The following is a 21,289-nucleotide window of genomic DNA, read 5'->3' on the forward strand; positions in this document are numbered from 1 at the left end:
CACAGAGGAGTTAGAATGAATTTTCGCACGATCACGCTTTCATTGCTCGCGCTCGCATCGGCAATGGCGCCGGCACATGCCGAGGATGCGGCAGATTACCCGTCCAGGAAGATCAGGATGCTGCTGCCCTACGCGGCCGGTGGCGGCGGCGACGTGATCGGCCGCTTGCTGGCCGACGGGATGGGCAAGCGCCTCGGCCAGACCATCTTCATCGAAAACCGCACCGGTGCGGCCGGCACCATCGGCACGCAGCAGGTCGCGGCCGCAGCTGGAGACGGTTACACCATCACGATCGGCGGCATGACCACCCACGTGCTGGCGCCGGCGGTCTATCCCAGCCTGCCCTACGATCCGATCAAGGATTTTACCACGATCGGGCGGATCGGAACGTCGTCGATACTGCTGGTAGCGACCAACGATTTTGCCGCCAGCGACGTCGCCGGCTTGACCAAAATGGCGAAGAGCGGCACGCCGATCCAGTACGGCACCTGGGGTGTCGGCTCCACCGGACAGTTCTGCGGCGAGATCCTGTCGCAGCAGGCCGGCATCCGCCTCGAGCATGTCCCGTTCAACGGCATCGCCAAGATCGCCAACGACCTGCTCGGCGGCCATATCAAGCTGGCGATGCTGGATATGGCGACCGCAACGCCCCTGGTGCAGGGCGGCAAGCTGAAAGCGCTGGCGGCCTGCGGCGAACGTTCGCCGAGCCTGCCCGGGGTCGCGAGCTACAAGGACCAGGGCATCGCCTTCGAACGGAGTCTCGCGTGGGCGATGTACGCGCCCGCCGGCCTCGCCGAGCCGGTCGCGCGCAAGCTTTCCGATGCGCTGAAGCAAGCGCTGGCCGATCCGGAGATCGCGCAAAAACTGCTGGCGCTCGGCGTCACCGCCAGTTTTCTATCAGGCGATCAGCAACGCGACATCAACGCACGCGACATCGAGGCCTGGAAGAAGGTCGCGAAGGAAGCGGGCATTGAGGTGAAATAGCGATGCCGAGATGATCCGCGACGCCGCCTCAAGGTAGGTTGTCATCACCCGCGCAGGTGGGTGACCCAGTACGCTGCGGCCTCTCGATCAATCACAACCGTCTCTGGAATACTGGGTCGTCCGGTCAAGCCGGACGATGACAGCGGTGCGTTAGCCCTCACCCGAAGAACGTCTCGAACAGCAGCTTGAGGTTCAGGGTGACGATGATGCCGGCAACGACCCACGCCAGCGCGGCGACCGGCGTGGGAATGGCAAATTTGCCCATCTTGCGCCGGTCGGAGACGAACCGCACCAGGGGAATGACGGCGAACGGCAGCTGCATCGACAGCACGACCTGGCTGAACACCAGAAGCTGCCCGGTGCCGCGCTCGCCATAGAGCGCGGTGACAATGATGACCGGGACGATGGCGATGCCGCGGGTCACCAGCCGCCGCGCCCAGCTTGGCAGCCGCAGGTGCAGAAAACCTTCCATCACAATCTGGCCCGCCAGCGTCGCCGTCACGGTCGAGTTGAGGCCGGAGGCGAGCAGCGCCACTGCAAACAGCGTCGATGCGATGCCGAGACCGAGCAGCGGCGACAGCAATTCGTAAGCCTGGCCGATTTCGGCGACGTCGGAGTGCCCGCTCTTGTGGAAGGTCGCGGCCGCCACCACCAGGATAGCGGCATTGATGAACAAGGCCAGCATCAGCGCGATGGTGGAGTCCGTCGTCGCCCATTTGATCGCGTCGCGGCGGCCTTCGTCTGACCGTTCATAGGCGCGGGTCTGCACGATCGAAGAGTGCAGATAGAGATTATGCGGCATCACGGTCGCCCCGATGATGCCGATGGCGATGTAGAGCATCTCGGGATTGGTGAAGATCTCGGTGGACGGCGCGAAGCCGCGCAGCATCGCGGCGACCGGCGGCGCGGCGGCCGTGATCTGGACCACAAAGCAGACCGCGATGACGATCAGAAGCGCGATCACGAAGGCTTCGAGGAAGCGAAAGCCCTTGTTCATCAGAAGCAGCAGCAGGAAGGCGTCGAGGGCTGCAATCAGCGCGCCGCCGACCAGGGGAATGCCGAACAGCAATTTCAGGGCGATCGCGGTGCCGATCACCTCGGCGAGATCGCAGGCGATGATCGCGGCCTCGCAGGCCAGCCACAGCATGAAGTTGACCGGCCGCGAATAGGTGGCGCGGCAGGCCTGCGCCAGATCGCGGTCGGTGACGATGCCGAGCCGCGCGGCGAGTGCCTGCAGCAGGATCGCCATCAGGTTCGAGAGCAGGATGACCGACAGCAGCGTGTAGCCAAACTTCGATCCGCCCGCGAGGTCGGTCGCCCAGTTGCCGGGGTCCATGTAGCCGACCGAGACCAAATAACCGGGACCGGCGAAGGCCAGCAGCTTGCGGGCCCAGTGTCCGCGGAAGGGAACCAAAATGGTCCCATAGACCTCGGGCAGGCTGTGCTGGACGCCGGCCGAGGCGTCGGCACGCCAACCTGAGGCATCAGGCGTGTCATTGGGCAGGGAATCAGGCGTCAAAGCGGGTGATCTTGCGTCCATTTCGGAAGGATGACCGATAATCGGTCTTAATGCAACTCATTTGCAACTGCATCTAGGTCACCTCCTCCGGAGCTCAGTCGGGAAACGGGTGTCCCCACCGCCCCTTGAGCCGGACAGTGCAAGCCTACCGGCTGCCAGGGAATCACGCCATGATCGCGATCAACCACGCCCCCCACCTGCCCAAGACCTTCAACCGGCTGGCCTGGTCCAATCTCGCCGCGCAGTCGGCCGAGCAGATCGCACTGGCCGCCGCGCCGATCGTCGCGGTGCTGCTGCTCGGCGTCGGCGAAGGCCGGACCGGGGCGCTGCAGACCGCCCTGACGCTGCCCTTCATCCTGTTTGCGATTCCCGCCGGCCTCTTCGCCGACCGTATCTCGCGGCGCTGGCTGATGGCGGGCGCGGAAGGATTGCGCGCGGCAGCGCTGTTCGCAATCCTCCTGCTGATCTGGCTCGACCTGCTGTCGCTGCCCCTGCTTGCCGTGCTCGGCTTCGTCGCGGTATGCGGCACCGTCGCCTACAGCGTCGCGGCGCCGGCATTGGTGCCGTCACTGGTGACGCCACAACTGTTGCCCGCGGCCAATGCGCGGATCGAGCTTGCGCGCACCATCGCGTTCGCCGGCGGCCCGGCGCTGGGCGGCGTGCTGGTGGGCTGGCTCGGCGCCGCGCCGGCCTTCGGTTTCGCCGCGGCGCTGTCGGTGATCGCGGTGGTGCTGCTGTCGGGCATCTACGAGCCGGTGCGTGCGCCGGCCCCGCGGCGCCATCCGCTGCAGGAGATCCGGGAAGGCGCCAACTTCGTGCTGCATCATCCGCTGCTGCGGCCGGTGTTCATCACGCAGTTCATCTTCAACACCGCCTCGTTCCTGCTGCTGGCGGTTTTCGTGCCCTATGCGGTGCGCCGCCTCGGACTGTCGGCAACCGGCGTCGGCATCACGCTCGGGATGTACGGCGCCGGCATGGTGGCCGGCGCGCTGCTCGCAACACGCGTGATGCGGCGCCTCGCCTTCGGCACCGTGATTGGATTGGGGCCGGTTACCGGCTTCATCGCCGCCGGCGTGATGGCGCTGACCACGGTCATTCCCTCGCCATGGCTTGCCGGCTTGAGCTTCTTCCTGCTCGGCGCCGGCCCGATCCTGTGGGTGATCTCTACCACCACCCTGCGGCAATCGGTGACGCCGCCCTCCCTGCTCGGCCGGGTCTCGGCGATCAATATCATGAGCTATGGTGCGCGCCCGCTCGGCTCGGCGCTCGGCGCCATCGTCGGCGGATTTTACGGCGCGGAAGCCTGCCTCTATCTCGCCGCCATCATCTTCGGCGCGCAGGCGCTGGTGATCCTGCTGTCGCCGGCGGTCTCGCTGGCGCGGCAGCCGGAGATGGTCGGCGAGCCGGCGCAAGCGTAGCGGGCCTGCCGGACCATGACCTAGCGATAGACCAGGATCGGGACAGAGGTGTGGGTCAGCACCTTCAGGGTTTCGCTGCCGAGGATCGCCGACACGCCGCGCAGACCGTGTGACGCCATGACCACGAGATCGCAACCTTGCTTCTTCGCGGTGTCGACGATCGCCTCGTACGGCTTGTCGTGCTCGATGCACAACGCGCTGCACTCGACGCCGGCCTTCAAGGCGTTGTTGCGTACGTTGTCGAGATATTTCGCGGTCTGCTCGGCGACCAGCGCCTTGTATTGATCCAGCGCGCTCGAAACGACGCTGGGATCGACGACGAGGGAGTTCAGCGGCGTCGATACCACCAGCGCAGTCACCCTGGCGCCGATGGTTTTCGCCAGCTCGATGCCGTGCTTCACCGCAGCCTTCGACAAATCCGAGCCATCGGTCGGAAGCAAAATATGCTTGTACATGCTGCGCGCCTCATCCCCGCATTTTGCGTAGACTTGAATCAGGATCGAGGCTGCACGCATTGATATGAATCAACGGCAGGCGACGGGAGCCGCGGGACTGACGCCTCAGATCGCGAGATAGCGCTATTCGGCGGACGAAAGGCCGGCGAGCTCTTACGGCTTCGCGGATGCGACGACTTCGCCGTCCTCCTTCACGAACGAGCCGACGGGATGGTCGAGCAGATCGAGCACCGCCTCCGACGGCCGGCACAGCCTTGTGCCTTTCGGCGTCACCACGATCGGCCGGTTGATCAGGATCGGATGGGCCAGCATGAAATCGATCAGCTCGTCGTCGCTCCATTTGGGATCGGCGAGCCCGAGTTCCGCGTAGGGCGTTCCCTTCTCGCGCAACAGCGCCCGGACTGGAACTCCCATCGCCTTGATCAGTTCGATCAGCCGGGCGCGATCCGGCGGATTCTTCAGGTACTCGATGACCTCGGGCTGCTCGCCGCTCTGCCGGATCATCGCCAGCGTGTTGCGCGAGGTGCCGCAGGCCGGATTGTGATAGATCGTGACGGTCATGTCCGTGCCTCCTTGTTGACCGCCTCGGCGGCTCCGGCACCCGCCTCGTACCAGCCGCGCGACGCCTTCACCAGATAGACCACCGAGAGCATCACGGGAACCTCGACCAGCACGCCGACCACGGTCGCCAGCGCCGCGCCGGAATTGAGGCCGAACAGGCTGATGGCGGCGGCGACCGCGAGTTCGAAGAAGTTACTGGCGCCAATCAAGGCCGCAGGGGCGGCAACGCACCAGGCCACGCCGAAACGCCGGCTCAGCCAGTAGGCCAGCCCGGCATTGAGATAGACCTGGATCACGATCGGCACTGCCAGGAGCACGATCACCAGCGGCTGCGCGATGATTTGTTCGCCCTGGAAACCGAACAGCAGAACCAGCGTGGTCAGGAGCGCGACCAGCGACACCGGCTGCAGCACATGCTGGGTCCGCGCCAGCGCCGCCGGCCCGCTGGCGAGCAGCGCACGCCGCCACGCCTGCGCGACGATCACGGGCACCACAATATACAGCAGCACCGAAATCAGCAGGGTCGCCCAAGGCACCGTGATAGAGGCGACGCCGAGCAGCAGGCCGACCAACGGCGCGAACGCAAACACCATGATGAGGTCGTTAAGCGCGACCTGGCTCAAGGTGTAATGCGGCTCGCCCTCGCACAGGTTCGACCACACGAACACCATCGCCGTGCACGGCGCCGCCGCCAGCAGGATGAGCCCGGCGATATAGGATGGAATCTGCGCCGACGGCAACAACGGCGCGAACAGGTGGCCGATGAACAGCGAGCCCAGGAGCGCCATCGAGAAAGGCTTTACCGCCCAGTTGATGAACAGCGTGACGCCGACGCCGCGCCAGTGCTCGCGTACCTGGCCGAGCGCGCCGAAGTCGATCTTCAGCAGCATCGGAATGATCATCAACCAGACCAGCGCGGCCACCGGCAGATTGACCCGAGCGACCTCGGCGCTGGCGATGGTTGCGAACAGACCCGGCAAGAGATGCCCGAGCGCGACGCCCGCAACGATGCACAGCGCCACCCACAGCGACAGATAACGTTCGAACAGGTTCATTTCGGTTACGCCACATCCGGGCGCAACGTGGTGGCGCCCTCTCCCCTGCCGATATCGCGCAGCCTGGTCCCGAGCGACAGGCGGTCGATGCTTGCCAACGGCAGGCTTGTAAATGTGTCGATGCGGTTCTTGAGATAGCGGAACGCGGCAACGAACGCTGCTTCCTTCTCGATGTCGGTACCCTCGACCGCGGCCGGGTCCTCGATTCCCCAATGCGCGGTCATCGGCTGGCCCGGCCATATTGGACAAGCCTCGCCGGCGGCGTTGTCGCAAACCGTGAAAACGAAATCCATCACCGGCGCACCGGGACCGGCAAACTCCTCCCAACTCTTGGAGCGCAGATCGTCGGTGGGATAATCGAGGCTGTTGAGAACCTTGATCGCAAAGGGATTCACCGTGCCCTTCGGCTGGCTGCCGGCGGAGAAGGCGCGGAAGTGGCGGCGGTCGTCCTTGCGCAGGATCGACTCTGCCAGGATCGAGCGGGCGGTATTTCCGGTGCAAAGGAAGAGAACGTTGTAGACCCGATCAGACATGAGCTTTCCTCCTCGTCTTCGGCGAACAGCACGGCGTGAGGTCTTCGATCAGCGGCGCGCAGATTTCGGGGCGTCCGTCGCAGCAATCGCGCAGCATGAACAGCATCACGGCACGAAAGCGGGCGAGATCGGCGCGGTAGACGATGCTGCGGCTGTGCCGCTGCGCCGTCACCAGCCCGGCACGCGACAGCACGCCAAGATGCGACGACATGGTGTTTTGCGGCACCGCCAGCGCGCGTGCGATATCGCCGGCCGCAAGCCCCTCCGGCTCGTGCTGCACCAGCAGCCTGAACACATCGAGCCGGGTCGCCTGCGCCAGCGCCGCGAGGCCGAGAATGGCGTCATCTGATTCCATATATCCAGACTTATGGATATAAGGCGCCTTGTCAAGTTTCGTTCCGCGTCCGGGCATCCCGCTATTTCGATCATACTAGAAATATCGTTGACAATGCTCCCGCCGTCTGAAATTCTGCGCTCATGAAACTCGACGACGCCGCCGCGCATCTCGAAGCCCTGGGCAACCCCACGCGGCTGAAGATTTACCGCACCCTCATTCGCGCGGGCGCTGTCGGCATGCCGGTCGGCCGCCTGCAGGACAGGCTGAAGATCGCGCCCTCCACCCTCTCCCACCACATCAAGGCGCTGGTGGTGGTGGGGCTGGTCACGCAGGTGCGCGAGGCAACCACGCTGATCTGCCACGCCAACTACGAAGTCATGCGGGGGCTGGTGGATTTTCTGGTCGCCGAATGCTGCACCGAGACCAGCGAAAGCAAGGACACCAAGACCGCGGCATAGTTTGTTGCGGCATCTATTTCGAAATTTCCGGTTTAATGGGAGAACAACATGAGTGAAGCCAAGACGGTCGCGATCATCGGAGCCGGCCCGGTTGGTCTTGCCGCAGCTGCGCATGTTCTGGAGCGCGGGCTGATGCCGATCGTGCTGGAATCCGGCAGCCAGGTCGGCCACGCAATGCGGCAGTGGGGCCACGTCCAGATGTTCTCGCCGTGGGAATACAATATCGACCGCGCCGCGGCGCGGCTGCTGGCGCCAACCGGGTGGAATTCTCCCGAGCCCGGTCAATATCCGACCGGCGCCGAACTGGTCGAGCGCTATCTCGAGCCGCTCGCGGCCAAGACCGCGCTTGCGAGTCACATCTATACTTCGAGCCGCGTCACCGACATCAGCCGCGTCGGCTTCGACAAGCTCAAGACCAGGGGCCGCGAATCCGCGCCGTTCGAGATCCGCTATCAGAACGGCCTGGGTCCCAAGAGCGTGCGGGCCGACGCCGTGATCGACGCTTCCGGCACCTGGCATTCGCCGAACCCGGCGGGCGCCAACGGCTTGCGCGCGATCGGCGAAGCGCAGGCAACAGACAGGATCGCGTACGGAATGCCTGATGTACTGGGCAGGGATCGCGCGCGCTATGCCGGCAAGACCGTCGCGGTTCTCGGCGCCGGCCACTCGGCGATCGGCACGCTCACCGATCTCGCAACGCTCGCGACCGAGGTGCCGGAAACCAAACCGGTCTGGCTGCTGCGCGGCAATGATCCAGCGAAGGCCTTCGGCGGCGGCGCGAACGACAAGCTCGCCGCCCGCGGCGCGCTTGGCGCGGCCTTCGCCTCGCTGGTGGCGGCGGGCCGGATCCAGGTCGAGAGCGAATTCCGCGTTTCGCATCTCGCAAACGGGCCTCGCCTCACCGTCGGCGCCGGCTCCGCCTGCTGCGGCCGTCAGGTCGTGGTCGACGAACTGGTCGTGGCGACGGGCTTCCGGCCGGATCTGGATTTCGTGCGCGAGCTCCGCATCCAGATCGATCCCGCGATCGAGTGCCCGGTCGCGCTGGCGCCGCTGATCGATCCGAACGAGCACAGCTGCGGCACCGTGCGGCCGCACGGTGCGCGCGAACTGGCGCAACCGGAACCCGGCTTCTATTTCGCCGGCATGAAGTCCTACGGGCGCGCGCCGACCTTCCTGATGCTTACGGGCTACGAGCAGGTGCGCTCGATCGCCGCCGATATCGCCGGCGACCATAAGGCCGCCGCGCGCGTCGAACTGGTGCTGCCGGAGACCGGCGTCTGCAATCGCTCCGCTGCGCCAGATGGCGGTAATTGCTGCGGCGGGCCTGCATTATCGGAGGTTGACGCCTGTTGCGCCGCCGATGCAAATGCCAGGCAACAAGGCAAGACGGGGTGCGGCTACGCATCCTAAAGCGTTTTCGAGCGAAGTGGCTACCGGTTCGCGTGAAGAAAACGCGTCAAATGGGGATTGATAGCCTTCGGTTCTGATTCCATCAGAACCAAAGGCTATCAATTCGCGGGAGGTTAGCAGAATTTCGCTCGAGGGCCGATCCGTCATCGTCGCGATGTGTGTGGGGCAGCTCGGCAGCCTGCTTCCGCACGTCGTGGTGCCGTCGATTCTCGCCGCCTTCCTGATTCCGGAATGGCATCTGAGCGGCGCGCAGGCCGGCCTGCTGGCGGGTTCGGGTGCTGCCGGCTACATGCTGGCCGTGCCGGTGCTGGCGACGCTGACCGACCGCATCGATGCCCGCAAGATCCTGATCGCGGGCTCGGCGCTGAGCGCGCTCGGCACGCTGCTGTTCGGCCTGTTTGCCACGGGCCTGTGGTCGGGCGCGCTGTTCAACGCCCTCGCGGGCGTCGGATTTGCGGGCGCCTATATGCCCGGCCTCAAGGCGCTGACCGACCGCCTCGCGCCGGGCGATTCCTCCCGCGCCATCACGCTCTACACTTCCAGCTTCTCCTTCGGAGTCGGCCTGTCGTTTCTGGTTTCGCAGCTGGTCGCGGACAGTCTTGGCTGGCGTAGCGCATTCTTCGTGACGGCGCTCGGCCCGGTCGTGATGCTCGCGGTCTGCCTGTTGTTGCGGCCGGTCGCGCCCAAACCTGTGCAGGGGCGCCTTTTGGATTTCGCGCCGGTGTTCCGCAACACCAGAGCGATGGGGTTCGTGCTCGGCTATGGCGCGCACTGCTTCGAGCTTTACGGCATCCGGACCTGGGTGGTGGCGTTCTGGACCTTCGTCGCGATGAAGAATTCGGAGACCTCCGTTCTGACGCCGATCGTGGTCAGCGTGATCTTTTCCCTGCTCGCGATGCCCGCCAGCATTCTCGGCAACGAATTCGCGTTTCGGGTCGGCCGTCATCGCGCGATCACCATCGTGATGTTCGCCTCCGCCATCGTGGCGCTGCTGATCGGCGTGTTTGCCGACAAATCGCCGTGGTTCCTGCTGCCCCTTCTGCTGGCCTACGCGATCACCGTGCCGGCAGACTCCGGCGCACTGACATCAGGCATGTCAATGGCGGCGCACCCGGATTATCGCGGCGCGACCCTGGCCGCGCATTCGACGGTCGGCTTCAGCCTGTCGGCGCTTGGCGCATGGGGCGTCGGCGTCGCGCTCGACCTCGCCGGCGGGCCGTCGAGCGCTAATGCATGGATGGCCGCGTTCTCGGTCCTGGCGGCGGGTATTTTATTGGGTCCGGTGGCGCTCTATTGGTCGCGAGGCGTCACGCCGCAGTCTTGAGCCGGGCGAACCGCATTTCGCCCTTCCCATCGCGCGCCGTTTCAAGCAAAACCACCACATGACAAACGACTCTGAGCCGACAACCGGCATCAAGGGACTTGTGCGCTGGGCGATCACGCCGCCGCAAGCCTATGCGGTGTATCTCGTCGCTCTGTTCCTGGTAGCCGGGCTGTCGTTCTATATGGGTACGCTGAAGCCGAAGAAGGCCGTAGGCATAGCGCCGCCACCACCGGTATCCGCCCCGCGAAACTGATACGCTAGGGAACCGCAATGAGAGCCCTTGCAGCCGCGAGTGCCACTGGCGTAGCCTGACGCCGGGGACATCGCAGCCTCCCCATGAAATGGTGGTCCCATTCAAGCGCTGCTCGCCCTTCTTTGGAGCGAGCACATGGATGGATTATCCCTCGAACTTCCGCTGTTTGTTGTCGCGACCTTCGCCGGCGCTTTTGTCGCGGGCCTCTCCGGCTTCGCCTTCGGGCTGGTCGCAGCCTCGATCTGGCTCTACATCCTCACTCCCCTGCAGACCGCCACCCTGATCATCGCGTTCGGCCTGATCGTGCAGGGCTACGCGGTCTGGAAACTGCGCATGAGCCTGGACTGGACCAAACTCTGGCCGTTCGTGCTCGGCGCAGCGCTCGGCGTCCCCGTCGGCGTCAACATCCTGACCTGGGCCAATCCGGCGCATGTCCGCGCAGGCGTCGGCGCGTTTCTCGTTCTCTACAGCCTCTATGCGCTGTTGCGTCCCGCGATTGCGCCGGTCAAGGCGGGCGGCGCCGCGACCGATGCCGGCGCCGGTTTCCTCAACGGCGTGCTCGGCGGCATCACGGGACTGGCCGGAATCCTCGTCACCATCTGGTGCGGGCTGCGCGGCTGGCCCAAGGACGTGCAGCGCACGGTGTTCCAGCCGGTGGCCGTCGCCACCTTCCTGATGAGTGCGCTGTGGATCGGCGCCAAGGGCGCGATCACGCCGGACTCCATCAAATTGTTTTTGGTGGGTCTGCCCGCTTTGCTCGCCGGCACCTGGCTTGGCCTGAAACTGTTCGGCCGCCTCGACGAGGCAGCGTTCCGCAAGGTCGTGCTGGTGCTCCTGCTGGCGTCGGGAGTGTTTCTGATCATCTAGAATTGCCCGACAGCGAGCCGGCGAGCGCATTGACAGCCCGCGCCGGTTCGCTTATTTGGCAGCTTATGGGGATTTTGCGATCTCCCCACGAGGCGACATGCCCAAGTATCGCGTCCCGTATCTCTCACGAGGGCGCAACCATGTCATTATTCACAACCATATCATCAGACAAACTTTCACGGCTGATCGGCACGGCGAACACCCCTGCCCTGATCGACGTTCGCACCGACGAAGACTTTGCCGCTGATCCGCGGCTGCTTCCCGGCTCCGTGCGGCGCAACCATCAGGAGGCCGCCGACTGGGGCGAAGAGTTCGCCGGGCGGTCGGCCGTCGTGGTCTGCCTGCGCGGCCAGAAGCTCGCCCAGGGCACTGCGGCTTGGCTCAGGCATCTCCATGTCGAAGCCGAGGCGCTGGAGGGCGGCTTCGAGGGCTGGAAGGCTGCCAAGCTGCCGCTGGTGCCCAACGCAAAGCTCCCCGCACGCGATGCGCAGGGGCGCACCGTCTGGGTCACCCGCGCGCGGCCGAAGATCGACCGCATCGCCTGTCCCTGGCTGATCCGCAGGTTCGTCGATCCCAATGCGGTGTTCCTGTTCGTGGCACCTTCCGAGGTGGTCGCGGTCGGCGAGCGCTTCAACGCCGTCCCCTTCGACATCGAGAACGTGTTCTGGAGCCATCGCGGCGAACTCTGCACGTTCGACGTGATGGTCGAGGAGTTCGGGCTGTCGACGCCGCCGATGCTGCGGCTGGCGACGATGGTGCGCGCCGCCGACACCGGCCGGCTCGATCTTTCGCCGGAAGCGCCGGGACTGCTGGCGGCTTCGCTCGGGCTGTCGCGGATGTATGATGACGACCTCGCACAGCTCGAGGCCGGCATCGTGCTCTACGACGCCTTTTATCGCTGGTGCCGGGACGCATCGGGCGAAACCCATAACTGGCCCACCAACAAGGCGAAGCCGTGATCGATATCGCAACGAATGAGAAGACCGCCGAAGCTGATGCCGGTCACGGCATCAGCTTCGGCGAGGCCTTTCGGGTCTGGGTACGGGTGGCGGTGCTGAGCTTCGGCGGCCCGGCCGGGCAGATCGCGGTGATGCACCGTATCCTGGTCGAGGAAAAGAACTGGATTTCGGAAAGCCGGTTCCTGCATGCGCTGAACTACTGCATGCTGCTGCCCGGCCCCGAGGCGCAGCAGCTGGCGACCTATATCGGCTGGCTCCTGCACCGCACTGCCGGCGGCATCATGGCCGGCGGCCTGTTCATCCTTCCCGGCATCATCGCCATCATGGGGCTGAGCTATGTTTACGCCCTCTTCGGCAAGGTCGGCATGGTCGAGGCGCTGTTCTTCGGGCTGAAGGCCGCGGTGCTGGCGATCGTGATCCAGGCCGTATTCCGGGTGGGAAAACGCGCGCTGCGCAACCGGATCATGATTGCGCTCGCGGCGATCGCCTTCATCGCGATTTTCTTTTTCGACGTGCCGTTCCCGGCCATCATCATCGCCGCCGGCTTGATCGGATATGCCGGCGCCAAAGCAGGACGGAGCGAATTCGCCGCGGTCGGGCACGGCGGCGGCACGAATGGAGCCGCCGTCGACAGCATGCTCGGCGAGCAATTGCCCGACCATGTCCGCCCCAGCATTTCGCGCGCGCTGAAGGTCAGCACGGTCTGGCTATTGCTGTGGCTGGTGCCGGTCGCAGCCCTGCTGATCACGTTCGGCCAGGCCAATGTGTTCAGCCAGATCGCCCTGTTCTTCAGCAAGATGGCCTTGGTGACGTTCGGCGGCGCCTATGCGGTGCTGGCCTATGTCGCGCAGCAGGCGGTCGAGCACTATCACTGGCTGCAGCCGCGCGAGATGCTGGACGGTCTCGGCATGGCCGAGACCACGCCGGGCCCGCTGATCATGGTGCTGCAGTTCGTTGGCTTCATGGCCGCCTTCCGCGACCCCGGCACGCTGTCGCCGATGCTAGCCGGCACGCTCGGCGGCTTGCTGGCGACCTGGGTCACGTTTACGCCCTGCTTCCTCTGGATCTTTCTCGGCGCGCCCTATGTCGAGACACTCAGGGGCAACAAGGGACTGGCCGGCGCGCTCGGCGCGATCACGGCGGCCGTGGTCGGCGTGATCCTCAATCTGTCGATCTGGTTCGCGCTGCACACGGTGTTCCGCGAGACCTTGCCGGTTCGTTCGCTCGGGCTCTCGTTCGACAGGCCGGTGTGGTCGAGCGTCGACCTTGCCGCGCTGGTCCTGGCGATCGCGGCTGCGACCGCGATCTTCCGCTTCAACCTGGGCATGCTGACGGTGCTGGCAGGCTCCTGCGCCGCAGGGGTGCTGCTGCGGCTGGCGGGAATAATTTGAGCGCGCCGGGCTAGACTAAACGACCTCCGCCGGCGCCAGCTTGCAGACATCGCTGCCGGCCTCGATCTGCAGCGTAGCGTGGTGGATGTTGAAGCGGTGCGAAAGTTCCGCGCAGACATGATGCAGGAATTCATCGTCGTAGCCGCCGGGACGCACCAGATGCGCGGTCAGCGCGGTTTCGTTGGTGCTCATCGCCCAGACGTGGAGATCGTGCACTTCGGTGACGCCTTCGAGCCGGCCGAGATAATCCTTCACGTCAGCCAGTTCGATGCCCTTGGGCACGCCGTCCAGCGCGAGATTGACGCTGTCGCGGGCCAGCCCCCAGCCGCTCGCCAGCACCACGGCTGCGATGACGAGGCTGATCGCGGGATCGATCCACAGCCACCCCGTCAGCATGATCGCGAAGGCCGCCACCACCACGCCAAGGGAAACGCCGGCATCCGCCGCCATGTGCAGGAAGGCGCCGCGGATGTTGAGGTCGCCATGACGGCCGCGCATGAACAACAGCGCGGTGGCGCCGTTCACGACGATGCCGAGCGCAGCAACCCAAACCACGGTCCGCCCCGCCACCTCGGCGGGCTCCCTGATCCGGTCGACGGCCTCCACCGCAATGGCGCCGACCGCGATCAGCAGCAGCCCGGCATTGACCAGCGCGGCGAGGATCGAGGCGCGCCGGTAACCGTAGGTGTGCTGCGGCGTCGGCCGCCGGCGCGCGAGCCAGCCCGCCGCCCATGCCAGCATGAGCGCGATCACGTCGGAAAAATTGTGAACCGCGTCCGAGATCAGCGCCAGCGAGTTCGCGGCGTACCCGAACACCAGCTCCGCCGCGACGAAGGCGGTGTTGAGCGCAATGCCAGCCGCGAACGCGAATCCGAAATGATCGGGCGCGTGGGAATGCGCGGCATGATCGTGCCCGTGGGAATGGTCGTGATCGTGGTGGGCCATGGCGCTCGCGATAACCGTTGCGGAGCCGCTTGGTACGGCTGATGCGATTATAGCGCAGGCGAAATGGCGAATACTATTACGGAGGCGATCCCATTCATCGTCCCTGCGAACGAACGCAGGCACGACCAGGAAATCACTCCACGCCGCGATTGAACTTGTTCGACTTCGGCAGGCCATGCGCGAGGCGGCCGGCGTCGGCGCGGTTGCCGCGCCAGTCGGACAGTTCCTTCCAGCTCAGGCTCTGGTCGCGCCCGGCCGAATCCTTCCAGGTGAGACCGGCTTTCGACTCGAACGTGGCGACATCCGACAGCGAGGCGCTGGTGTATTTCTGTAAGCGCACGCCGCGGCCGCGCGCCATCTCCGGCACCTGGTCGAGCGGGAACACCACCATCTTGTGGTTGGTGCCGATCACCGCGACGGTGTCGCCGGCGACGGTCGCGATCGCGCAGGCTTCGTTCGGCATCTCGACGTTCAGCACCTGCTTGCCCTTGCGGGTATTGCCGACGCAATCGTCTTCGTTGACGACAAATCCCTGCCCCTCCAGGCTCGCGATCAGGAATTTGCGGCCGCCCTTGTTGACGAACAGCGACACGATCGCGGCGTCCTGATCCATGTCGATGAACATCCGGATCGGCTCGCCATGGCCGCGCCCGCCCGGCAGTTTGGCGACGTCGAGCGAATAGAATTTGCCGTTGGTGGCGAACAACAGGAGCTTCGACGTGGTCTCGGCGAAGAACGCCTGACCGAGTTTGTCGTCGGTCTTGAAGGTCAACCCCGAGAGATCGGCGACGTGGCCCTTGAGCGTGCGGACCCAGCCCTTCTCGGAAACGACGACTGTGACCGGCTCGCGCTCGACAAAGGCTTCCTCGATCGCGGCAAGATCGTGCTCGGGCGCATCGGCGAATTGGGTGCGGCGCTTGCCGAGCGGCGTCTTCGGCCCGAAGATGTCGCGAACCTTGCGGACCTGCTCGCCGATCCTGGACCACTGCTCGGCTTCAGAGCCGAGCATCGCCTTGATGCCCTTCAATTCGGCGCGAAGATTCTTGTCCTCGGTGCGGATCTCGAATTCCTCGAGCTTGCGCAAACTGCGCAGCCGCATGTTGAGGATGGCGTCGGCCTGGATTTCGGTGAGCTTGAACGCCTTGATCAGCGCCGGCTTCGGCTCATCCTCGGTACGGATGATCTTGATCACCTTGTCGATGTTCAGATACGCGATCAGGTAACCGCCGAGCACCTCCAGCCGGTGTTCGATCTGTTCCTTGCGGAAGTTGGAGCGGCGCAGCAGCACGTCGCGCAGATGGTCGAGCCATTCGCGCAGGCATTCGGCCAGCCCAAGCACCTTGGGGATGCGGCCCTTCACCAGCACGTTGAGGTTCAGGGGAATCCGGCTCTCCAGCTCGGTCAGCTTGAACAGCGATTCCATCAGCAGTTCGGGATCGACCGCGCGGGATTTCGGCTCGATCACGAGGCGGATGTCCTCGGCGGATTCGTCGCGGACGTCGCCGACCAGCGGCAGCTTCTTTTCGTTGAGCAGCTCGGCGATTTTTTCCACCAGCCGCGACTTCTGCACCAGCCAGGGAATTTCCGTGATCACCACGACCCAGGTGCCGCGGGCGCCCTCTTCCTGGACCCATTTGGCGCGGGTGCGGAACGAGCCGCGCCCGGTCATATAGGCTTCCGCGATGCTCTCCTTGGAATCGACGATGATGCCGCCGGTCGGGAAGTCCGGGCCCTTGACCCATTTCAGGAGCGATTTGGACTTGGCGTCGGGCTTGTCGATCAGATGAAGTGCGGCATCGCAGAGCTCGGCCGCATTGTGCGGCGGGATCGAGGTCGCCATGCCGACCGCGATGCCCTGCGCGCCGTTGGCGAGCAGGTTCGGGAAGCCGCCGGGCAGCACGACCGGCTCTTTCGACTGGCCGTCGTAGTTGGCGCGGAACTCGACGCCGTCCTCGTCGATGCCTTCGAGCAGGAGCCGCGCGACCTCGGTCATGCGGGCTTCGGTGTAGCGGTAGGCGGCCGGATTATCGCCGTCGATATTGCCGAAATTGCCCTGGCCGTCGACCAGCGGATAGCGCGAGGAGAAATCCTGTGCGAGGCGCACCAGCGCGTCGTAGATCGATTGATCGCCATGCGGATGGAACGAGCCCATCACGTCGCCGACGATCTTGGCGGATTTCTTGAACGGCGTGCCGGGGTCGAGCCGCAACAGCCGCATGCCGTAGAGGATGCGCCGGTGCACCGGTTTCAGCCCGTCGCGGGCATCCGGCAGCGCACGGTGCATGATGGTCGAGAGCGCGTAAGCGAGGTAGCGCTCCTCGAGCGCGTCGCGCAGCATGACCTCGTGGATCTCAGCCGGTTCAGGCGGAATCAGTCGTTTTCCCATGGGGACGGGTTAAACTTTTGAGGCGAATCGGGCAAGAAATGAATCATGTTCCCTTGCGCCCTCGCGGGAAGGTTTTGATGGCGAAAAGACCCAAGCCCGAGCCACATCTTCAGTATCACAGGGACGGCAGCATCTGGGCGCGCGGACAAACCGTCGGCGGCGTCCCCACCGGTTATTGGGAATGGTTCCGCAGGGACGGTGTACGGATGCGGTCCGGCACCTTTTCAGAAGGTGAGCAAACCGGAGAATGGACGACCTACGACAAGACCGGTGCCGTCTACAAGGTGACCACCATCAAACCGAAAAAGAAGCAGGTCTGACGTTCGGCGCGGGCTAGAGCCATTTCCACCTCAGATGCATCCTTCGAGACGCATCGCTTCGCGATGCTCCTCAGAATGAGGTCTCAGTCCCTCATGGTGAGGAGCGCGTCTTCGCGCGTCTCGAACCATGAGGCCCCGCTAGTCTAGTGACGCGGCTTCTGCCTGAGCCCGATACTTCCTCACCGCGTTGATAAACCCGTCGCGGGCGTCGGAATGGCCCTGCCCGCGCGGCTCCAGCACGTGGCGGAGCAGGAACAGGCCAGTGAGCGCAAAGCCGTCCTGCAGGTCCTGGTCCGACCAGCCGTTCTCCCCACCGCCGCCTTCGCGCAAAAACGCCGGCAGCCGCAACAGCCGGTCGCGCCAGGGATCGCCGGCCCGCCGCGACACCGCGCCGCCGGACTTCGGCGACACGTAAACAAGGTCCGAGGTCTCGCCGGTGGCGGCGCAATTCTCCAGATCGAGCCCGAAGCCGAGCTCGGCCAGCATCGCCAGTTCGAATTTGATCAGCTGCACCGCAGCCTCGCCGATGTCGTCGAAATCGTCCAGCGTGCGTTCCAGCATCTCGTAGATGTCCTGATGCGGATCGCGCTCCGGCAGCAGCCGCGCCAGCGAGGCCAGATGGGTCACGCCGTAAGTCGCGTGCGACGACGCCAGCACGGTGGCCGCGCGCAGCCGCGTGCCCTCGAGGACGTAATAGCCGAGATGCTCGTCGAGCCGCGCCCGCCACACCGCAGTGACGCTGTTGCCGGGCTGCAGCATCGGCCGCATCCGCTTTCCGGCGCCGCCGCGCACCAGGCCGAGGTGGCGGCCGTGGCCGCGTGTCAGCAGTTCGACGATGGCGCTGGATTCGCCATGCCGCCGCACCCCCAGCACGATGCCTTCGTCGGTCCATTCCATGGGGCGGAGTGTACAGGATTCCGGCGTGGGACGCAGCAACCTCACCGCCGTCATTCCGGGGCGATGCGAAGTATCGAACCCGGAATCTCGAGATTCCGGGATGGTGCTTACGCACCATCCCGGAATGACGAACGTAGATCACTCACGCGTTGAACCAGCCCACCGCGTCGCCGGTGAAGGAAAAATACAGGCCGGCCGCCGTCAGCGCGCAGGACACGATTTCGATGCCGCTGTCAAACCCGACGCCCCTTTCGCCGACGATCTGCACCAGCGAGATCACCGACAGCACCAAAGCCGTGGCCAGCGCCCAGCGCGGCCAGTTCTTTTGCCGCCGCGCGGCGAGCCAGACGAAATAGACCAGAAGCAGGATCAGGCCGGCCGCCATCAGGGTCGCGACCATGATCATCGATTCCGTCATCTGCGCGCTCGGCGTCCGTTCCGCAAACGCCACCGACAGCGTGTCGAGCATCAGCGACACATAAAGCAGCACTTCGAACCACAGGACGTTTCTGGGTACGGTCATCGGGACGCCGGCTATTCCTTGGGGAATTCTAGTCCCATTTCGCGGTAGCGGTTGGGATCGTCGCCCCAGTTCTCGCGCACCTTGACGAACAGGAACAGGTGCACGGGAACGCCGACGATCTCGGATATCTCTTTGCGCGCGTCCGCACCGATCGACTTGATGGTGGCGCCGCCCTTACCGAGCACGATCTTGCGCTGGCTTTCGCGCTCGACAAAGATCGTCTGCTCGATGCGGATCGACTTGTCCTTGCGCTCGGTCCAGGTGTCGGTCTCGACGGTGGACTGATACGGCAACTCCTGATGCAGCTGCCGGAAAATCTTCTCGCGGGTGATTTCCGCCGCCAGATGCCGCATCGGCGCGTCCGACATCTGGTCTTCCGGGTAATGGTAAGGTCCCGGCGGCACCATCGCGGCCAGCTTGTGGCGCAGATCGTCGACGCCGTCGCCGGTCATGGCCGAAACCATGAAAGTCTCTGCAAACTTCAGCCGCTCGTTGGCGGCCTGCGCCAGCTTCAACAGCTTTTCCTTGGAGACGATGTCGACCTTGTTGATGACCAGGATCTTGGGATGACTGACGATCGCGAGCTTGGCGAAGATCGCCTCGGCCTCCTCGTCGATCCCGGCCTTGGCGTCGAGCAGCACGCAGACCAGGTCGGCGTCATGCGCCCCGACCCATGCGGTCGATACCATGGCGCGGTCGAGCCGCCGCTTCGGTGCGAAGATGCCGGGCGTATCGACCAGGATGATCTGGGCGTTGTTGTCGATCACGATGCCGCGAATCAGCGCGCGGGTGGTCTGCACCTTGCGCGAGACGATCGTGACCTTGGAACCGACCAGCGCATTGACCAGCGTGGACTTGCCGACATTGGGGGCGCCGATCAGCGCAACGAAGCCGCAGCGGGTAGCCACCGGGGCGGCATTTTCAGGGGTTTCAGCCATCATTGTTCCCGCCGCCGACGCCCTCGCGCTCGATCATCACGGAGGCCGCGACCTTTTCGGCGGCGCGCTTGCTGCCGCCGACGCCTTCGGCCGACGCGAGGCCGGGCAGATCCACGGCAACGCGGAACTGCGGATCGTGATGCGGCCCGGTGCGCTCGATCTCGCGATAAACCGGCGTCGGCAGTCCCTTGCCCTGCGCCCATTCCTGCAGCACGGTCTTGGGATCGCGCAGCGGCCGCCGCGGCTTGCGCATCCGCTCGGTCCAGTTGCGCTCGACGAATTGCGCCGCTGCATTGTAGCCGCCGTCGAGAAAGATCGCCCCGATCACCGCTTCGCAGATGTCGCCGAGCACCGATTTGCGCAAGCGCGCGCCAGCGCCGGCGCCGACCGCCCCCAACTTGATGTCGTCGATCAACCCGAGCGATTTTGCGACATCGGCACAACTTTCCTTGCGGACGAGATCGGCGAGCCGCTTCGACAGTTCGCCCTCGTCGGCATTGGGAAAGGCGCGGTACAGCATGTCGGAGACAACGAGTCCGAGCACGTGATCGCCGAGAAATTCGAGCCGCTGGTAGCTGTCGCCGCGCTTGCGCGAGGATTTCAGCGCGGAAACGTGGGTGAAGGCGGTGGCCAGCAGTTCGGCGTCGGCGAATTTATGTCCGATCCGCGCCTCGATCGCCGCCGTGGCGGCCTTGGCGCTGATCTTGCTGCGCTTCTTCTTCACCGCTGCGACTTCACCCCCGGCGCCAGGCTGGGACCGTGCGTCGCCGGTTGCGGATGATGTCTGGAGATCAGGTGATTCGTCGTTCATCGCACGATGGAGAATATGCGATTCCAGCGCACCGCGGTGGGCCAACGCCAGAACATCCAGGCGTGTTCGCCTTCGGCAATGGAGAAGAAGATCATCTGCGCCCGGCCGACGATATTCTCGAACGGTACATAGCCGACGGCCGACAGCACCCGGCTGTCGGTGGAATTGTCGCGGTTGTCGCCCATCATGAAGAAGTGGCCGGGCGGCACCGTGTAGAGAGTGGTGTTGTCGTAGAAACCGTTGTCGACGCAATCCAGCGACTCATAGGTGACTCCGTTCGGCAGCGTCTCCCTCCAGCGCTTCACCCGCGCGGTGGCGTCGGACCCGCAGGGATCCTCGCCGATGAAGTCGCTGAGGCGCTCGCGCTTGACCGGCTTCTCATTGATGTAGAGCAGCCCCTCCTTCATCTGGATGCGGTCGCCGGGCAACCCGATCACGCGCTTGATGTAGTCGGTGGAATCGTCCTTTGGCAGGCGGAACACCACGATATCGCCGCGCGCCGGCTCGGATCCGAAGATGCGCCCCGAGAACAGCGGCGGCGACAACGGGATCGAATAGTGGCTGTAGCCGTAGGAATATTTCGAGACGAACAGGTAATCGCCGACCAGCAGCGTCGCCTTCATCGATCCCGACGGGATATTGAAGGGCTGGAACAGGAAGGTGCGGATCACGAGCGCGATCAGCAGGGCATGGATGACCACGCGGATGGTTTCACCCAAGCCGCTTTCAGTTTTTGTCCCGGATGTCACGCTCATCGCTTTCCCAATTCCCGTCGCGATTCACCGCGCGGTGGCAGAGCATTTTCCTCACGCGAATCGCTTTCGTTTCGCGTCAAGAAAATGGTCTTGATACTGATATTGAGAGCGAATTCCGGCGCAAACCTGAACTCGCCCTGGTTCGATGTTCCCTGCGGGCGTTTTAGACGGTTGTTCGCAGCCGCGCAAT

The 21,289-nt window shown here is 64.7% G+C and carries 23 protein-coding genes; 10 read left to right on the top strand and 13 right to left on the bottom strand.

What is annotated here, in order from left to right:
* Positions 1-15: 15 nt before the first annotated feature.
* Positions 16-984: a Bug family tripartite tricarboxylate transporter substrate binding protein gene (locus KMZ68_RS15575; protein WP_215612140.1), complete on the top strand. Its 969-nt coding sequence runs from the start codon at positions 16-18 to the stop codon at positions 982-984.
* A 157-nt stretch (positions 985-1,141) separates the two neighbouring features.
* Here the strand turns inward: KMZ68_RS15575 and KMZ68_RS15580 are convergent, their stop codons facing one another.
* Positions 1,142-2,524: an Nramp family divalent metal transporter gene (locus tag KMZ68_RS15580; protein ID WP_215612141.1), complete on the bottom strand. Its 1,383-nt coding sequence runs from the start codon at positions 2,522-2,524 to the stop codon at positions 1,142-1,144.
* Positions 2,525-2,673: 149 nt separating this feature from the next.
* On the opposite strand from KMZ68_RS15580, the gene KMZ68_RS15585 reads away from it, so the two are divergent.
* Complete coding sequence (locus tag KMZ68_RS15585; RefSeq protein ID WP_371741338.1) at positions 2,674-3,921, top strand: MFS transporter; 1,248 nt, start codon at positions 2,674-2,676, stop codon at positions 3,919-3,921.
* 20 nt (positions 3,922-3,941) lie between these two features.
* On the opposite strand, the gene KMZ68_RS15590 is transcribed toward KMZ68_RS15585, so the two are convergent.
* The 5 genes from KMZ68_RS15590 to KMZ68_RS15610 all read right to left on the bottom strand — a co-directional run bounded on the left by KMZ68_RS15590 (position 3,942) and on the right by KMZ68_RS15610 (position 6,880).
* The gene (locus tag KMZ68_RS15590) at positions 3,942-4,376 is read right to left on the bottom strand and encodes a universal stress protein (RefSeq protein WP_215612142.1); all 435 of its coding nucleotides are present in this window, start codon (positions 4,374-4,376) and stop codon (positions 3,942-3,944) included.
* A gap of 153 nt (positions 4,377-4,529) precedes the next feature.
* Positions 4,530-4,937 (bottom strand): arsenate reductase (glutaredoxin), encoded by a 408-nt coding sequence (gene arsC, locus KMZ68_RS15595; protein WP_215612143.1) that lies wholly within the window; start codon positions 4,935-4,937, stop codon positions 4,530-4,532.
* The gene (gene arsB / locus KMZ68_RS15600) at positions 4,934-5,992 is read right to left on the bottom strand and encodes an ACR3 family arsenite efflux transporter (RefSeq protein ID WP_215612144.1); all 1,059 of its coding nucleotides are present in this window, start codon (positions 5,990-5,992) and stop codon (positions 4,934-4,936) included. The genes arsC and arsB overlap by 4 nt, the downstream gene beginning before the upstream one ends.
* A gap of 5 nt (positions 5,993-5,997) precedes the next feature.
* Positions 5,998-6,525 carry an arsenate reductase ArsC gene (locus KMZ68_RS15605; RefSeq protein WP_215612145.1) on the bottom strand — a complete coding sequence of 176 codons (528 nt, stop codon included), beginning with the start codon at positions 6,523-6,525 and terminating at the stop codon, positions 5,998-6,000.
* Positions 6,518-6,880, bottom strand: a complete 363-nt coding sequence (locus KMZ68_RS15610) for an ArsR/SmtB family transcription factor (protein ID WP_215612146.1) — start codon at positions 6,878-6,880, stop codon at positions 6,518-6,520. The genes KMZ68_RS15605 and KMZ68_RS15610 overlap by 8 nt, the downstream gene beginning before the upstream one ends.
* A 122-nt stretch (positions 6,881-7,002) precedes the next feature.
* On the opposite strand from KMZ68_RS15610, the gene KMZ68_RS15615 reads away from it, so the two are divergent.
* The 7 genes from KMZ68_RS15615 (at position 7,003) to chrA (ending at position 13,524) form a co-directional block, all read left to right on the top strand.
* A complete protein-coding gene (locus tag KMZ68_RS15615; RefSeq protein ID WP_215612147.1) occupies positions 7,003-7,320 on the top strand; it encodes an ArsR/SmtB family transcription factor in 318 nt (105 codons plus the stop codon).
* A 48-nt stretch (positions 7,321-7,368) separates the two neighbouring features.
* Positions 7,369-8,730, top strand: a complete 1,362-nt coding sequence (locus KMZ68_RS15620; protein WP_215612148.1) for an NAD(P)-binding domain-containing protein — start codon at positions 7,369-7,371, stop codon at positions 8,728-8,730.
* A 154-nt stretch (positions 8,731-8,884) separates the two neighbouring features.
* On the top strand, positions 8,885-10,054 hold the full coding sequence (locus KMZ68_RS15625; protein WP_215612149.1) for an MFS transporter: 1,170 nt from the start codon (positions 8,885-8,887) through the stop codon (positions 10,052-10,054).
* 58 nt (positions 10,055-10,112) lie between these two features.
* Positions 10,113-10,307 (top strand): hypothetical protein, encoded by a 195-nt coding sequence (locus KMZ68_RS15630; RefSeq protein ID WP_215606384.1) that lies wholly within the window; start codon positions 10,113-10,115, stop codon positions 10,305-10,307.
* Between the two features lie 135 nt (positions 10,308-10,442).
* On the top strand, positions 10,443-11,174 hold the full coding sequence (locus tag KMZ68_RS15635) for a sulfite exporter TauE/SafE family protein (RefSeq protein WP_215612150.1): 732 nt from the start codon (positions 10,443-10,445) through the stop codon (positions 11,172-11,174).
* A gap of 140 nt (positions 11,175-11,314) precedes the next feature.
* Positions 11,315-12,133, top strand: a complete 819-nt coding sequence (locus KMZ68_RS15640) for a chromate resistance protein ChrB domain-containing protein (RefSeq protein ID WP_215612151.1) — start codon at positions 11,315-11,317, stop codon at positions 12,131-12,133.
* Complete coding sequence (gene chrA / locus KMZ68_RS15645; protein ID WP_215612152.1) at positions 12,130-13,524, top strand: chromate efflux transporter; 1,395 nt, start codon at positions 12,130-12,132, stop codon at positions 13,522-13,524. The genes KMZ68_RS15640 and chrA overlap by 4 nt, the downstream gene beginning before the upstream one ends.
* Positions 13,525-13,539: 15 nt before the next feature.
* Here the strand turns inward: chrA and KMZ68_RS15650 are convergent, their stop codons facing one another.
* On the bottom strand, positions 13,540-14,469 hold the full coding sequence (locus tag KMZ68_RS15650) for a cation diffusion facilitator family transporter (RefSeq protein WP_215612153.1): 930 nt from the start codon (positions 14,467-14,469) through the stop codon (positions 13,540-13,542).
* 133 nt (positions 14,470-14,602) lie between these two features.
* Positions 14,603-16,855 (bottom strand): DNA topoisomerase IV subunit A, encoded by a 2,253-nt coding sequence (gene parC, locus KMZ68_RS15655; protein WP_215612154.1) that lies wholly within the window; start codon positions 16,853-16,855, stop codon positions 14,603-14,605.
* Between the two features lie 77 nt (positions 16,856-16,932).
* Here parC and KMZ68_RS15660 point away from each other — a divergent pair, with 77 nt between their 5' ends.
* A complete protein-coding gene (locus tag KMZ68_RS15660; RefSeq protein WP_215612155.1) occupies positions 16,933-17,175 on the top strand; it encodes a toxin-antitoxin system YwqK family antitoxin in 243 nt (80 codons plus the stop codon).
* A 138-nt stretch (positions 17,176-17,313) separates the two neighbouring features.
* On the opposite strand, the gene recO is transcribed toward KMZ68_RS15660, so the two are convergent.
* The 5 genes from recO to lepB form a co-directional block, all read right to left on the bottom strand.
* On the bottom strand, positions 17,314-18,072 hold the full coding sequence (recO, locus tag KMZ68_RS15665; RefSeq protein ID WP_215616359.1) for a DNA repair protein RecO: 759 nt from the start codon (positions 18,070-18,072) through the stop codon (positions 17,314-17,316).
* 142 nt (positions 18,073-18,214) lie between these two features.
* Positions 18,215-18,595, bottom strand: a complete 381-nt coding sequence (locus KMZ68_RS15670) for a hypothetical protein (RefSeq protein WP_215612156.1) — start codon at positions 18,593-18,595, stop codon at positions 18,215-18,217.
* Positions 18,596-18,606: 11 nt separating this feature from the next.
* Positions 18,607-19,536: a GTPase Era gene (gene era, locus KMZ68_RS15675; RefSeq protein ID WP_215612157.1), complete on the bottom strand. Its 930-nt coding sequence runs from the start codon at positions 19,534-19,536 to the stop codon at positions 18,607-18,609.
* On the bottom strand, positions 19,526-20,257 hold the full coding sequence (gene rnc, locus KMZ68_RS15680; protein WP_249779372.1) for a ribonuclease III: 732 nt from the start codon (positions 20,255-20,257) through the stop codon (positions 19,526-19,528). Before rnc ends, era begins: the two co-directional genes overlap by 11 nt.
* A gap of 83 nt (positions 20,258-20,340) precedes the next feature.
* Entirely contained in the window at positions 20,341-21,099 is a 759-nt protein-coding gene (gene lepB, locus KMZ68_RS15685) for a signal peptidase I (RefSeq protein ID WP_215612159.1), read from the bottom strand.
* Positions 21,100-21,289 lie beyond the last annotated feature (190 nt).

Source organism: Bradyrhizobium sediminis (genome assembly GCF_018736105.1).
Lineage (GTDB): Bacteria > Pseudomonadota > Alphaproteobacteria > Rhizobiales > Xanthobacteraceae > Bradyrhizobium.

Bases quoted from the DNA above. Each gene is read 5' to 3' on its own strand.
- era (WP_215612157.1), bottom strand. From the start codon at position 19,536: ATGATGGCTGAAACCCCTGAAAATGCCGCCCCGGTGGCTACCCGCTGC.
- KMZ68_RS15635 (WP_215612150.1), top strand. From the start codon at position 10,443: ATGGATGGATTATCCCTCGAACTTCCGCTGTTTGTTGTCGCGACCTTC.
- KMZ68_RS15575 (WP_215612140.1), top strand. From the start codon at position 16: ATGAATTTTCGCACGATCACGCTTTCATTGCTCGCGCTCGCATCGGCA.
- KMZ68_RS15650 (WP_215612153.1), bottom strand. From the start codon at position 14,469: ATGGCCCACCACGATCACGACCATTCCCACGGGCACGATCATGCCGCG.
- KMZ68_RS15585 (WP_371741338.1), top strand. From the start codon at position 2,674: ATGATCGCGATCAACCACGCCCCCCACCTGCCCAAGACCTTCAACCGG.
- KMZ68_RS15620 (WP_215612148.1), top strand. From the start codon at position 7,369: ATGAGTGAAGCCAAGACGGTCGCGATCATCGGAGCCGGCCCGGTTGGT.
- KMZ68_RS15660 (WP_215612155.1), top strand. From the start codon at position 16,933: ATGGCGAAAAGACCCAAGCCCGAGCCACATCTTCAGTATCACAGGGAC.
- recO (WP_215616359.1), bottom strand. From the start codon at position 18,072: ATGGAATGGACCGACGAAGGCATCGTGCTGGGGGTGCGGCGGCATGGC.
- KMZ68_RS15590 (WP_215612142.1), bottom strand. From the start codon at position 4,376: ATGTACAAGCATATTTTGCTTCCGACCGATGGCTCGGATTTGTCGAAG.
- KMZ68_RS15625 (WP_215612149.1), top strand. From the start codon at position 8,885: ATGTGTGTGGGGCAGCTCGGCAGCCTGCTTCCGCACGTCGTGGTGCCG.
- KMZ68_RS15670 (WP_215612156.1), bottom strand. From the start codon at position 18,595: ATGACCGTACCCAGAAACGTCCTGTGGTTCGAAGTGCTGCTTTATGTG.
- parC (WP_215612154.1), bottom strand. From the start codon at position 16,855: ATGGGAAAACGACTGATTCCGCCTGAACCGGCTGAGATCCACGAGGTC.
- KMZ68_RS15630 (WP_215606384.1), top strand. From the start codon at position 10,113: ATGACAAACGACTCTGAGCCGACAACCGGCATCAAGGGACTTGTGCGC.
- lepB (WP_215612159.1), bottom strand. From the start codon at position 21,099: ATGAGCGTGACATCCGGGACAAAAACTGAAAGCGGCTTGGGTGAAACC.
- arsB (WP_215612144.1), bottom strand. From the start codon at position 5,992: ATGAACCTGTTCGAACGTTATCTGTCGCTGTGGGTGGCGCTGTGCATC.
- KMZ68_RS15610 (WP_215612146.1), bottom strand. From the start codon at position 6,880: ATGGAATCAGATGACGCCATTCTCGGCCTCGCGGCGCTGGCGCAGGCG.
- KMZ68_RS15605 (WP_215612145.1), bottom strand. From the start codon at position 6,525: ATGTCTGATCGGGTCTACAACGTTCTCTTCCTTTGCACCGGAAATACC.
- KMZ68_RS15580 (WP_215612141.1), bottom strand. From the start codon at position 2,524: ATGGACGCAAGATCACCCGCTTTGACGCCTGATTCCCTGCCCAATGAC.
- KMZ68_RS15640 (WP_215612151.1), top strand. From the start codon at position 11,315: ATGTCATTATTCACAACCATATCATCAGACAAACTTTCACGGCTGATC.
- arsC (WP_215612143.1), bottom strand. From the start codon at position 4,937: ATGACCGTCACGATCTATCACAATCCGGCCTGCGGCACCTCGCGCAAC.
- KMZ68_RS15615 (WP_215612147.1), top strand. From the start codon at position 7,003: ATGAAACTCGACGACGCCGCCGCGCATCTCGAAGCCCTGGGCAACCCC.